This is a genomic window from Mesorhizobium sp. ORS 3428 (genome assembly GCF_001854785.1).
Classification (GTDB): Bacteria; Pseudomonadota; Alphaproteobacteria; order Rhizobiales; family Rhizobiaceae; genus Mesorhizobium.
Window position 1 is genome coordinate 63,529 of record NZ_MDFL01000159.1, and the last position, 13,333, is coordinate 76,861.

The window sequence follows — 13,333 nt, forward strand, 5'->3', positions numbered from 1 at the left end:
ACCCTCTCCCCGTGAAGGACGGGGAGAGGGAGTCGCCAGCGCAGGAGCTTCTCCTGTCTTCCCGTCACGATACGGGGAGACGGTACCGGCAGGCGGATCCAGGGGCGGCCGATACGCCATGTGATTTTCGATTGTTGTAAAAACTGCGAGGAAGAAATGACCGAAACGGTCAAACTCAAATCCCCGATCGACGGCTCGATCTATGCCGAGCGGCCGGTCGCGACCGACCAGGCAATCAACGCGGCGGTGGAGCGCGCCAGAGCGGCGCAGGAGAAATGGGCCGAGACGCCGATCGCCGAGCGCGGCAAATACATGCTGGCGATGCTCGAAGCTCTCATCGGCATGAGCGACGAGATCGTGCCGGAGATCGCCTGGCAGATGGGCCGGCCGGTGCGCTATGGCGGCGAGTTCGGCGGCGTCAAGGAACGCACCAGCTACATGGTCGAGATCGCCGAACACGCGCTGAAGCCGGTCATGGCCTCCAATCCGAAGGACGGTTTTCGGCGCTATGTGAAGAAGGTGCCCCTCGGCGTCGTCCTGGTGATCGCGCCGTGGAACTATCCCTATCTCACCGCGGTCAACACGATCGTGCCGGCGCTGATGGCGGGCAGTGCCGTCATCCTCAAGCATGCGGCGCAGACGCTGCTGGTCGGGGAACGCTTCCAGCAGRCCTTCGACAAGGCCGGCCTGCCCAAGGGTCTGTTCCAGAACCTGGTCATGAACCACGCCCAGACGGAAAAGCTGCTCGGCTCGGGCAAGATCGACCATGTCAACTTCACCGGCTCGGTCACCGGCGGCCGTGCCATCGAGAAGGCCGCAGCCGGCACCTTCATGACGCTCGGCCTCGAGCTGGGCGGTAAGGACCCCGCCTATGTGCTGCCCGACGCCAAGATGGACCATGCGGTCGCGAACCTTGTCGACGGCGCCTTCTACAATTCCGGCCAGTGCTGCTGCGGCATCGAGCGCGTCTATGTGCACGAGAAGGTCTATGACGAGTTCGTCGAAGGCTTCATCGCCGAGACGAAGAACTATGTGGTCGGCAATCCGCTGGAGCAGGCGACTACCATGGGGYCGATGGCGCAGGCGCGCTTCGCCGACCTGATCCGCGAGCAGAAGGCCGAGGCGCTGCGCAAAGGGGCCACCGCGCACATCAACATGAAGGTCGAGAACGACAGGCCGGGCTCGCCCTATCTGGCGCCGGAAGTGCTGACCGGAGTCGACCACCAGATGAGCGTGATGCGYGAGGAAAGCTTTGGGCCGATCGTCGGCATCATGAAGGTGCGCGACGACGAGGAGGCGATCGCGCTTATGAACGACAGCCCCTACGGGCTGACGGCCTCGATCTGGACGCGCGACACCGAGCGCGCGGTGGCGATCGGCGACCGTGTCGAAACAGGCACCGTGTTCATGAACCGCTGCGACTACCTCGATCCGGCGCTGGTCTGGACCGGCGTCAAGGATACCGGCAAGGGCGCCGCACTCTCAGCCATCGGCTACGACAACCTGACCCGGCCGAAATCCTACCACCTGCGTGAAGCGATCTGATTTTTCGAAAGACAAGCAATGTCCAAGCTCATCTCCAAATGGAATTACCCCACCACTGTTCGCTTCGGCGCCGGCCGCATCAAGGAACTGCCGGATGCGTTGGCCGCCGCCGGCATCAAGCGCCCGCTCTTCGTCACCGACCCTGGGCTGGCGAAGCTGCCGGTCGTCGCCTCGACGCTGAAGATCCTCGATGATGCCAAGGTCCCCTATGGCGTATTTTCCGAGGTGAAGCCGAACCCGGTCGAGTCCAACCTCACGGCCGGTATCGCGGTGTTCAAGAAGGGCAAGCATGACGGCGTCATTGCCTTCGGTGGCGGCTCGGCGCTCGACCTCGGCAAGCTGATCGCCTTCCAGGCCGGGCAGACCCGTCCGGTGTGGGATTTCGAGGATATCGGCGACTGGTGGACCAGAGCCAATTCGGACGCGATCGCGCCGATCATCGCAGTGCCGACGACGGCCGGCACCGGCTCGGAGGTCGGCCGCGCCGGCGTCATCACCAATGAGGAGACCCACACCAAGAAGGTCATCTTCCATCCGAAACTTTTGCCGGCAATCGTCATTGCCGATCCCGAACTGTCGGTCGGCATGCCGCCCTTCATCACCGCCGGCACCGGMATGGACGCGCTTGCCCATTGCCTCGAAGCCTATTGCGCGCCGGGCTATCACCCGATGGCCGACGGCATCGCCGTGGAAGGCATCCGGCTGGTGTTCGAGAACCTGCCCAAGGCCTTCGCCAACGGCAAGGACCTGGCCGCCCGCGCCCATATGATGAGCGCGGCCGCGATGGGTGCAGCCGCATTCCAGAAGGGGCTGGGCGCCATCCATTCGCTGTCGCATCCGATCGGCGCGCTCTACGACACCCATCACGGCATGACCAATGCCGTCTTCATGCCCTATGTGCTCGCCTTCAACCGCGAGGCGATCGAGGACCGCATCGCCCGGCTTGCCGCCTATTGCGGCATCAAGGGCGGCTTCGACGGCTTCGCCAAGGCGATCGTCAAGCTTCGCAAGGAACTGAAGGTGCCRCACGCGCTGCCCGGCCTGATCAAAGGCCTCGACATGGACAAGAAGCGCAAGGCGCTGATCGCCGACATGGCGGTGGTCGACCCCACCGCCGGCGGCAATCCGGTCAAGCTCACCAAGAAAGCGGCGCTGACACTGCTCGAAAACGCCATCGCCGGCACCGCGTGAGGCAGGTTCCGGCGGCGAAAGCTGATTTGAAAACGAGGGGAAAGGGAAGGGGACAGGCGAGGCAAGTCACAGAATGGTTAGCCGGAAAAAGATTCGCGAGGCGATTGCTACAACCGGTTAAAAAGAGTTTACTTTTTCGTGCTGCGGGGTGCCGGTTTCACAAAGGTTTCATCTGGCTGTCACACGAAAACGATACCGCATCGCAGGCGTCCAATGGCGTCAGTTCAACGGAGAGAACAAATGTTGAAGTYCACGGGGAAAGTGCTTTCCCTTTCGGCCGCGGCGCTCTTTGCGTCGACGGTGATTTCGTCGGCGGCTTCGCTGGACGATCTCGTCAAGGCTGCAAAGGCTGAGGGCCAGCTCACCACGATCGCCCTTCCGCACGACTGGTGCGGCTACGGCGACGTCATCGCCGCCTTCAAGGCGAAGTATCCGGAAATCACCGTCAACGAACTCAATCCCGACGCCGGCTCCGGCGACGAGGTCGAGGCGATCAAGGCCAACAAGGACAACAAGGGCCCGCAGGCGCCCGACGTGATCGACGTCGGCCTTTCCTTCGGTCCGTCCGCCAAGAAGGACGGCCTGCTGATGCCTTACAAGGTGTCGACCTGGGACTCGATCCCGGACAGCGCCAAGGATGCCGACGGCTACTGGACCGGCGACTATTACGGCGTTCTCTCGTTCCAGGTGAACAAGGACATCGTCAAGCAGTCGCCGACCGATTGGGCCGATCTGCTGAAGCCCGACTATGCCAACACCGTCGCGCTCGCCGGTGACCCGCGTGCCTCGAACCAGGCCATCCAGGGCGTCTATGCCGCCGGCCTGTCGACCGGTGCTGCCGCCGGCGAAGCCGCGGGCACGGCCGGTCTCGACTTCTTCAAGAAGCTCAATGCCGGCGGCAATTTCGTGCCTGTCATCGGCAAGGCCGCGACGCTTGCGCAAGGCCAGACTCCGATCCTGATCACCTGGGACTACAACGCGCTTTCGGGCCGCGACACGCTGAAGGGCAATCCGCCCGTCGACGTTATCGTGCCGAAGACCGGTGTCGTCGCCGGYGTCTACGTTCAGGCGATCAGCGCCTATGYGCCGCATCCGAATGCCGCCAAGCTCTGGCTCGAATTCCTCTACTCCGATGAGGGACAGCTCGGCTGGCTGAAGGGCTATTGCCATCCGATCCGCTTCAACGATCTCGCCAAGAACGGCAAGATCCCGGCCGAAATGCTGGCGAAGATGCCCCCGGCCGAGTCCTATGCGGCGGCTGTGTTCCCGACGCTCGACGAGCAGGGCAAGGCCAAGGAAGCCATCACCAAGAACTGGGATGCCGTTGTCGGCGCCAACGTGAAGTAACATTGCGATATCGGCCGGGCGGCTCTGCCGCCCGGCTTTTCTCTTGACGGTAACCGGCGCATGACCGATCTCTCGCTATCCAACAAGGCAATTGCGGGAAAGACCGCGCCGCCGACCGAGGCGCGAAGCCTGCGGCTGCCGACGCAGTGGCTCGGCGTCACGCCGTTCTTCGTCTTCGCCATCATGTTCCTGATCCTGCCCACGCTCTATCTGATGCTGGGCGCGTTCCAGAACGAGGCGGGCGAGTTCACGCTTGAAAACATCATCGCGCTTTTCTCGGCCAACATCGTTGCCGCCTACTGGATCTCTATCAAGGTCAGCCTGGYCTCGTCGCTGATCGGTGCCTTTGCTGGACTGGCCATYRCTATCGCCATTGTRCGCGGCGGCCTGYCGAACTGGATACGCTCGGCGACACTCACCTTCTCAGGCGTGGCCTCCAATTTCGCCGGTGTGCCGCTGGCCTTCGCCTTCATCGCGACGCTCGGCCGGCTGGGCCTGGTCACCGTGCTGCTCAACACGCTGGTCGCCTTCAACATCTATGCCCACGGCTTCAACCTTCTGTCGTTTTGGGGGCTGACCRTCACCTATGTCTATTTCCAGATCCCGCTGATGGTGGTCATCATCGTGCCGGCGATCGACGGGTTGAAAAGGGAATGGGGCGAGGCCGCCGCGACGCTCGGCGCCACCCAGGCCCAATACTGGCGCATGGTGGTCATTCCGGTGCTGTGGCCGAGCTTCCTCGGCACGGTCATCCTGCTCTTCGCCAATGCCTTCGGCGCCATCGCCACCGCCTATGCGCTGACCGGGTCCTCGCTCAACATCGTGCCGATCCTGCTTTATGCGCAGATCCGCGGCGACGTTCTGCACAATGCCCATCTCGGCTATGCGATCGCCTTCGGCATGATCGTCATCACGGGACTTGCCAACATCTTCTACATCTGGTTCCGGACGCGCTCGGAGAGGTGGCTGAAATGAAATCCGGCAGGTTCTGGGCCTGGGTCATCTTCATTCTCGGCGCGGCCTATTTCTTCATACCGCTGATCGCAACGTTCGAGTTCTCGCTGCGCATGCGGCGCGGCGTCTATTCGTTCGATGCCTACAAGGTCGTGCTTGGCGACAGCCAATTCCAGGCGACCTTCATGTATTCGGTGATCGTCGCGATCTTCACCATCATCCTCGGCGTGCTGGTCGTCGTTCCCACTGCCTACTGGATCCGGCTGAGGCTGCCGCAACTGCGCCCCGWGGTCGAGTTCKTGACTTTGCTGCCCCTCGTGATCCCGGCGATCGTTATCGTCTTCGGCTATATCAGGATGTACGGCTCAAATTCGCCGCTGCCCTTCCTGTCGAACAACACAGCGACCAATGYCCTGCTGGTGATCGGCTATTCGACGCTGGCGCTGCCCTATATGTACCGTGCCGTCGACACCGGGCTTCGCACCATCGATGTGCGCACGCTGACGGAAGCAGCCCAGATCCTGGGCGCGGGCTGGGGGACGATCATCAGCCGGGTCATCCTGCCCAATGTGCTGATCGCCGTGCTGTCCGGCGCCTTCCTGACCTTCGCCATCRTCATCGGCGAGTTCACAATGGCCAGCCTGCTCAACCGGCCTGCCTTCGGCCCGTATCTGCAGAATCTGGTGGCCAATCGCGCCTATGAGCCGGCGGCGCTGTCCATCATCGCTTTCATCATCACTTGGGGCTGCATGTCGCTGATCCAGATCCTGTCCCGCTTCGCGCCGAAATCGGCGAACCGCCCGAACTGAAAGTCAAAGCCATGGCCGAGCCGTTCCTCTCCATCCAGCATGTGCAAAAGTCCTTCGGCGCCACCACCGTGGTGCAGGACTTCAATCTCGACGTCGAACCCGGCGAGTTCGTCTCTTTCCTGGGCCCGTCCGGCTGCGGCAAGACGACGGTGCTGCGCATGGTCGCCGGCTTCGAGGAACCGTCGGCCGGCAAGATCGTCGTCAGCGGCAAGGACATAACGAGGCTGAAGCCCAACCAGCGCAATGTCGGCATGGTGTTCCAGGCCTATGCGCTTTTCCCGAACCTGACGGTGGCGCAGAACATCGGTTTCGGCCTCAAGGTGGCCGGCGTGCCGAAAGCGGACGCCGACAGGCGCGTCGCCGAGATGCTCGACATCATCAGGCTGCCGCAGATGGGCGACCGCTATCCCTACCAGCTTTCCGGCGGCCAGCAGCAGCGCATCGCGCTCGCCCGCGCTCTGGCGCCGAAACCGAAGCTACTGCTCCTCGACGAGCCGTTGTCGGCGCTCGACGCCAAAGTGCGCATTTCCCTGCGCGAAGAAATCCGCTCGATCCAGAAAAAGCTCGGCATCACCACCATCTTCGTGACGCATGACCAGGAAGAAGCGCTGTCGATCTCCGATCGCATCGCCGTCATGTATGGCGGCAAGGCCGAGCAGGTCGGCACGCCTTTCGAGATCTACAACCGGCCGGCGACCAAATTCGTCGCCAACTTCGTCGGCACGCTCAACGTGCTGGAGGGCAAGGTCACCGACGCCGCCTCGGGCAAGGTGCAGGTGAACACCCAGGAAGTGTCGCTGAAGGGCAAGCTCAACGGCTCAAAGGCCGGCGACACGCTGTCTCTGGCGCTGCGGCCGGAAGCGATCTCGCTCGGACGCCAGCCCGGCCACGACACCAGCCTCTCAGGCGAGATCGCCGAAGTGCATTTCCTCGGCTCGGTCATCCGGGTGCGCGTCGGCATCGGCGGCAATACGGTTTCGCTCGACACGTTCAACAACTCGGCGACGCCGCCGCCCGTCGTCGGCCAGAAGGCCGATATCTCCTTCTCGTCGGGCGACATGCTGGTGCTGCATTAGGAGACAACATCGTTCCGCAGCGATTTTCTGACGCGCCGAGCGGCGAACCGACCTTTGCAAACCATCAATCCTGGGGGAGCTGATGTGTCATCAACCGTCGGCGCCGCCCCTCATCCGCCTGCCGGCACCTTCTCCCCGTAAAGTGACGGGGAGAAGGGGGGCTGGCGCGATGCTGGCGTCTCATGCTGCAACGGCGACAGTTAGCGAAGCCATCGGCGATGGCGTCTTTCTCCCCGTCACTATACGGGGAGAAATGCCCGGCAGGGCAATGAGGGGCGGCGCCGACCTGAGCCGGTAGCTTTGAAATCCAAGTCGAAGCTGTTCGCCTGTCGGGGCCGGCCAACAGTCCCACAATCAAACAGTATCCTGCCTGGGGGTACTGCCAAGCTTGGCGCTTCGCCGCTACGATGAGCCATGGCGCTCTTCGAACTCACCCTTGTCCTGCTTCTCATCGCCGTCGCGCTGACAGCGCTGTCGCGTCGTCTGGAGGTTCCTTATCCTGCACTGCTGGCGCTGGCGGGTGCAGGCCTTGCGTTCCTGCCCGGCGCGCCGACGATCGAGATCGACCCGGAGCTGGCGCTTGCCCTGTTCATAGCGCCGGTTCTCCTCGATGCGGCCTATGACACCTCGCTGCGCGATCTCAACCGCTACCGGCTGCCGCTGACGCTTCTTGCGCTCGGCGCCGTCGTCTTCACCACCGTGGTGGTTGCCTTCGTCGGCTGGAAGATGGCCGGCCTGCCGATCACGGCTGCGATCGCGCTCGGCGCCATCGTCGCGCCGCCGGATGCGGTGGCGGCAAGCGCCGTGCTCGGGCAGTTCAAGGTGCCGCATCGCGTCACCTCCATCCTGCACGGCGAAAGCCTGCTCAACGACGCTACAGCGCTTCTGATCTACCRGATATCGGTCTCGGCGACGCTCGGGGCCGTCATGCTGAAGGATGCGGTGCCGATTGTCCTTCTGTCGACGGTGGGCAGTGTCGTCGCCGGCTATCTGTTTGGYCGCTGCTCGCTGCTGACGCTCACGCGCATCGAGGATGCAGCGAGCAGCACGGTGGTGYAGTTCGCGGGAACCTTCGCCGTCTGGATCATCGCCGACAGGATCGGGCTGTCGGCCATCATCACCATCGTCGTCTATGCCATCACCATCGCACGCTCGGCGCCGCGCCGCATGTCGGCGCGGAGACGCGTCAGCACCTATTCGGTCTGGGAGTCGGCGGTCTTCGTCCTCAACGTGCTGGCCTTCGTCCTGATGGGTCTCCAGGCGCGGCTGATCGTCAGCCGGCTCGAAGGGCAGGGGCAGGCAGAGGCGTTCGCCTTTGCCGCAACGGTGCTCGCTGTCGTTATCGTTGCGCGCCTAGCCTGGGTGCTGAGCTGCGGCGCGATCCTCAGATGGCTTGCGCGTTTCGGCGGCGAGGCCCGCAAGCGCGAAGCGCCGTCGTTCCGCGGCGGCGTGCTGATCGGCTGGTGCGGCATGCGTGGGCTAGTGACGCTGGTGGCGGCCTTTGCCCTGCCGGCCGGCTTTCCCGGTCGTGACCCCATCGTGCTTACCGCCTTCGCGGTGGTGCTTGGAACGCTGGTGCTGCAAGGCATGAGCCTCAGACCCCTGCTGCGCCTGCTCGATTTCGAACGGGACACGACAGTCGAGGTCGAGGTGGCAAAGGCGCGCGTCGCTATCATGCAGGCCGCGCTCGACGTGTTGAGCCGCAAGACGTCGGCCGCGGCAGCCGTCGTGCGCGAGCAATACGAGGCCCAGCGCGCGATCGCGGAGAACCCGGAGGATGCGCAGRCCGCGACCGAGTACGACCGTTTGYGCCTCTATGCCATCAAGCGGCAGCGCGACACGCTGGAGGAACTGCGCCGCAACGGGACGATCGGCGACGAGGCCTACCACCGGCTGGAGGAGGAGATCGATTGGGCGGAACTGGCGGCGTCGCCGGCCGGCCGGTTTCAGTCGCTCACCACCTAGGCTGTGTTGATATTCAGGTGAGRTCGAGGCGCCTCGGCCTGACCTGAATCTGAACGCGGCCGGGCGGCGGCGGGAGGTAGCTGGACTATTCCGAGTGCCGCCGCGGTTCATTGCAACGCCATGGCTGAGGCGCTACTGGCATGGCTACATATTCAGCCGGTTAATCGATGAAGCTGATCAGCTACAACATCCAGTACGGCTATGGCAGCGACGGCCGTTACGATCTGACGCGCGCCGCGCGCCTCGTCGACGGCGCCGACATCATCGCCCTGCAGGAGGTCGAGCGGCACTGGCAGCGCAGCAATGGCGACGACCAGCCGGAAATACTTTCGCGGCTGCTGTCCGGCTACCACTGGGTCTATGGTCCGGCTTTCGACATGGATGCCAGTGAGCGGCGCGACGGCCGTATCGTCAACCGCCGCAGGCAGTTCGGCACCATGGTGCTGTCGAGGCTGCCCATCGTCTGGTCGCGGCTGCATGCGCTGCCGCTGCGTCGCACGCTCAAGCCGCTCAACACCCGCAACGCGGCGCTCGAATGCATGATCCGCACGCCGGCGGGACCGGTGCGGGTTTTCTCGCTGCATCTTGCCCATATCGCGGCCGAGGAGCGGCTGGAACAGATCGACTACCTGCTTGCCGAGCATCGCCGTGCGCCATCCGACGGCGGCCCGTGGAGCGGCGCCGATGACGAGCCGAAGCGCAACTGGAGCAATGGCGAGCCGGAGCCGGAAAACCCGCTGGCGGCGATCTGGCTCGGTGATTTCAACATGGAGCCGGGCAGCGCCGAATACCGGCGCATCGTCGGCACCGCGCCCTACCATCGCGGCGCGGCCTATATCGACGGATTTGTCGATGCCGCCGCCGTCGCTTCCGAGCCCGTGGCGGACTTCCATACGCATGAAAAGATAATCGACGGCAGGCTGGCGAAACGCCGGCTCGATCACTGCTTCGTCGGCGGGATGCTCGCCGGGCGCGTGCGTTCGGTCAGCGCCGATATCGGTGAGGCGGCTTCCGACCATTTCCCGCTCAGGGTCGACATCGATCTGGAAACGCCGGGCATCGCCTCAGCGCTTGTGGGCGGGTGAGGCTGACATGACGCTTTTCGTTATCCTCGCGGTGCTGTCGGCAGCCGCCATGCATGCGATCTGGAACGCGCTGGTCAAGGTACATCTCGACCGGTTCCTGTCGATCACGCTGATGACGCTCGGCACGGGGTTTGCCGCGCTCCTTGTTCTTCCCTTCGTCGAGGTGCCGAAGGCTGGGGTGTGGCCCTACATCATCGCCTCGGTGGTCTTCCATATGGGCTACAGGACCTTCCTGGTCGGCGCCTACAAGGCCGGCGATTTCGCCCAGACCTATCCRCTCGCGCGCGGCACGGCGCCGCTCCTGTCCGCGCTCGGCGGCATCGTCCTGCTCGGAGAGGTTCCGGCGCCGCTCGCCATCGTCGGCATCGTGATGTTGTCGATCGGCACGCTGGTGATGTCGTTTCGCGGCGGCGCGCATCTAGAAAGGCTCAATCTGCGCGCCGTCGGCTTCGCGCTCGGCACGTCGATCTTCATCGCCAGCTACACGCTCTCCGACGGCACCGGCGCGCGGCTTGCGGCAACCGCGCAAAGCTATTCGGCCTKGGTGTTCGTCTGCGACGCGCTCTCGGCACTGGTGGTGTGTGTGGCCTTTCGCGGACCACAGTCACTGCCCGTGCTCGCGCGCGATTGGAAGGCCGGGCTTCTAACCGGCGTGCTCAGCGGCGCCGCCTACTGGATCGTGATGTGGGCCATGACCAGGGCGCCGATCGCTTCGGTCGCGTCGTTGCGCGAGACCTCGATCCTGTTCGCCATGCTGATCTCGGTGCTGGCGCTGGGCGAGAAGATGACGGCCTGGCGGGCCGCCGCGGCGCTAGGCATCGTCGCGGGCGTCGTCGCGCTCAGGCTGGGTTAAGGCAATCCACGAAAAATCAGCCGAATACGTCGAGAAAGCGAGCAAGGACGCAGTGCGGATCATCGCTCGTCGATTAAGCCGCCTTGTTGCCCTTGAAGACGGCCGGCGGCAACGGCTCGCGGCCGAGGATCAGGTCGGCGCCCTTTTCCCCGACCATGATCGTCGGCGCGTTGGTGTTGGAGGAGGGGACGCGCGGCATGACAGAGGCGTCGCAGACACGCAGGCCGTCGATGCCGCGCAGCCTGAGGTCCGGCGTCACCACGCTCAGCTCGTCAAGGCCCATGCGGCAGGTGCCCACCGGATGGTGGTCGGTCTTGGACGTGCGGCAGGCATAGTCGAAGAGATCGTCGTCGCTCTGCAGGGAAGGGCCGGGCAGCACCTCGCGCAGCACATAGGGCTGAAGTGCCTTCTGGCGCATGATCTCGCGCGCCAGCCTCAAGCCCTTGATCGACATGTCGCGGTCGTAAGGATCGGACCAATAGTTCGGGTCGATCAGCGGGTGGTCGGCCGGGTCGGCGCTCTTCAGGCGGACGGTGCCGCGCGAGCGCGGACGCAGGAAGGCGGAGTTCAGCGTCACGCCAGGGTTCTTCAGCTTCTCGACGCCGGCCTCAATGCCGGAGCCGAGGCCGAGATGGAACTGGATGTCGGGCGAGGCGGCCGTCGGGTCGGCGTACCAGAAGCCGCCCGTCTCGAACAGGCTGGAGGCGACGGGACCTTTCTTGAGCAGAAGATATTGCAGGCCGGCCCACATCGTGCGGTGCAGCTTGGCATAGTTGTCGTAGGTGTGGTCGCCRGTGCATTCGGCGATCACGAACAGGTCGAGATGGTCCTGCATGTTGGAGCCGACGCCGGGCAGATCGTGGAGCGGCGTCACGCCGACGGACTTCAGATGGTCGGCCGGGCCTATGCCGGACTGCATCAGCAGCTTCGGCGAGCCGATGGACCCCGATGAGACGACGACCTCGCGCTCGGCGCGCAGGATGGTCTTTTCGCCGCCCGGCCTGTCGACGATCTCGACGCCGATGGCGCGGCCCTTCTCGATGACGACGCGGGTGACGAGCACGTCGGTCCTGACCGTCAGGTTCTTGCGCGCACGGATCGGCTTCAGATAGGCGACAGAGGCCGACGAGCGGCGCGCATCCTTCTGGGTGAGCTGGTAGTAGCCGACGCCCTCCTGGCTGGCGCCGTTGAAATCCGGGTTGAAGGGGATGCCCATCTCCTGGCCGGCGCGGAAATAGGCCTCGCAGATCGGCAGCGGCGAGATCGGGTTGGACACGCCGAGCGGGCCCTGGTCGCCGTGATAGTCATTGGCGAAGCGCTGGTTGCTTTCGGCGCGCTTGAAATAGGGCAGCACGTCGCGATAGCCCCAACCGACCAGGCCCTCTTCCTTCTCCCAGGCATCGTAGTCGCGGGCATTGCCGCGCGTGTAGATCTGGGCGTTGATCGACGAGCCGCCGCCCACCACCTTGGCCTGCGTGTACCAGAAGACACGGTCCTTCATGTTCTTCTGCGGCACGGTCGACCAGCCCCAGGAGGCGATGCCCTTGGTCATCTTGGCGAAGCCCGCCGGCATGTGGATCAGCGGATGCCAGTCCTTGCCGCCGGCTTCGAGCAGCAGCACCGAATGGGAAGGATCCTCGCTCAGCCGGTTGGCCAGAACGCAGCCGGCCGGACCGGCGCCAACGATGATGTAGTCAGCCATGTTCCACTTACTCACAAGCGAGGCAYGGAGAGCGCGCCGTCGACATCGATGACCGATCCGGTCGWAAAGCCGAATTTTCCGCCGGCAAGTGCCGCCACCACCGCGCCGATGTCRGCGGCTTCGCCCCAGCGTCTGGCCGGCACCAGGCCGCCTTCGATCAGCGCGTCATATTTGGCGGAAACCCCTGCCGTCATGTCGGTGCGGATGATGCCCGGCCGCACCTCGAACACGCCGATGCCTTCGGCGGCGAGCCTGAGCGCCAGGTTCTTCAGCCACATGGAAAGGCCGGCCTTGGAGATGCAGTAGTCGGCGCGCTCCGGCGAGGCCATCGTCGCGCTCACCGAGGTGATGGTGATGATCGACCTGGCCGGGCCGCCGGGCGTCGCGAGCATCGCCTTGGCGACCGCCTGGCTGAGGAAAACCGTACCGCGCAGGTTGATGTTTAGCGCGCGGTCGAAGTTCTCCGGCTTCAGCTCCAGGAGATCGCCGCGCACCACGGCGCCGACGCCGGCATTGTTGACCAGGCAGTCGATGCGGCCGAAGGCGCGCATGGCAGCCCCGATAAGCGTCGTGTGATCAGAAAGGTTGGCGATATCGCAGCGATGGTAGGCGAAGGCTGCACGACGCGTCGTGATGTTCYCCACAAGGCGTTTGGTCGGATCGTCGGCGAGGTCGGCGACGAGGATGTCGAAGCCGGCATCGGCCAGCGCTTCGGCGCAGGCGAGCCCGATGCCGCGCGCGCCGCCGGTGATGATRGCCGCCGGGCGGGTCATTGGAGCACATCCTCTCGAATGTTGGCGCCGCCC

Annotated in this window: 11 protein-coding genes; 9 read left to right on the forward strand and 2 right to left on the reverse strand. The window is 64.4% G+C overall.

Annotated features, from left to right (window positions below):
* Window positions 1-156 precede the first annotated feature (156 nt).
* The 9 genes from ORS3428_RS26765 to ORS3428_RS26805 all read left to right on the forward strand — a co-directional run bounded on the left by ORS3428_RS26765 (window position 157) and on the right by ORS3428_RS26805 (window position 10,825).
* On the forward strand, window positions 157-1,545 hold the full coding sequence (locus ORS3428_RS26765) for an aldehyde dehydrogenase family protein (RefSeq protein WP_071101287.1): 1,389 nt from the start codon (window positions 157-159) through the stop codon (window positions 1,543-1,545).
* 18 nt (window positions 1,546-1,563) lie between these two features.
* Window positions 1,564-2,736 (forward strand): iron-containing alcohol dehydrogenase, encoded by a 1,173-nt coding sequence (locus tag ORS3428_RS26770; RefSeq protein ID WP_071101288.1) that lies wholly within the window; start codon window positions 1,564-1,566, stop codon window positions 2,734-2,736.
* Window positions 2,737-2,976: 240 nt separating this feature from the next.
* On the forward strand, window positions 2,977-4,083 hold the full coding sequence (locus ORS3428_RS26775) for an ABC transporter substrate-binding protein (RefSeq protein ID WP_071101289.1): 1,107 nt from the start codon (window positions 2,977-2,979) through the stop codon (window positions 4,081-4,083).
* Window positions 4,084-4,143: 60 nt separating this feature from the next.
* Entirely contained in the window at window positions 4,144-5,058 is a 915-nt protein-coding gene (locus tag ORS3428_RS26780; protein ID WP_071101290.1) for an ABC transporter permease, read from the forward strand.
* Window positions 5,055-5,846, forward strand: coding sequence for an ABC transporter permease (locus tag ORS3428_RS26785; RefSeq protein WP_071101291.1), 792 nt, complete (start codon window positions 5,055-5,057; stop codon window positions 5,844-5,846). The genes ORS3428_RS26780 and ORS3428_RS26785 overlap by 4 nt, the downstream gene beginning before the upstream one ends.
* An 11-nt stretch (window positions 5,847-5,857) precedes the next feature.
* Window positions 5,858-6,922 carry an ABC transporter ATP-binding protein gene (locus ORS3428_RS26790; RefSeq protein WP_071101477.1) on the forward strand — a complete coding sequence of 355 codons (1,065 nt, stop codon included), beginning with the start codon at window positions 5,858-5,860 and terminating at the stop codon, window positions 6,920-6,922.
* A gap of 414 nt (window positions 6,923-7,336) precedes the next feature.
* On the forward strand, window positions 7,337-8,887 hold the full coding sequence (locus ORS3428_RS26795; protein ID WP_071101292.1) for a cation:proton antiporter: 1,551 nt from the start codon (window positions 7,337-7,339) through the stop codon (window positions 8,885-8,887).
* Window positions 8,888-9,054: 167 nt separating this feature from the next.
* A complete protein-coding gene (locus ORS3428_RS26800) occupies window positions 9,055-9,972 on the forward strand; it encodes an endonuclease/exonuclease/phosphatase family protein (protein ID WP_071101293.1) in 918 nt (305 codons plus the stop codon).
* A gap of 7 nt (window positions 9,973-9,979) precedes the next feature.
* Window positions 9,980-10,825, forward strand: a complete 846-nt coding sequence (locus ORS3428_RS26805; protein ID WP_071101294.1) for an EamA family transporter — start codon at window positions 9,980-9,982, stop codon at window positions 10,823-10,825.
* A gap of 73 nt (window positions 10,826-10,898) precedes the next feature.
* Here ORS3428_RS26805 and ORS3428_RS26810 read toward each other — a convergent pair whose 3' ends face one another.
* Together ORS3428_RS26810 and ORS3428_RS26815 are read right to left on the reverse strand one after the other, a co-directional pair.
* Window positions 10,899-12,527: a GMC family oxidoreductase gene (locus ORS3428_RS26810; protein WP_071101295.1), complete on the reverse strand. Its 1,629-nt coding sequence runs from the start codon at window positions 12,525-12,527 to the stop codon at window positions 10,899-10,901.
* 11 nt (window positions 12,528-12,538) lie between these two features.
* Complete coding sequence (locus ORS3428_RS26815) at window positions 12,539-13,300, reverse strand: 3-ketoacyl-ACP reductase (RefSeq protein ID WP_071101296.1); 762 nt, start codon at window positions 13,298-13,300, stop codon at window positions 12,539-12,541.
* Window positions 13,301-13,333: the final 33 nt, after the last annotated feature.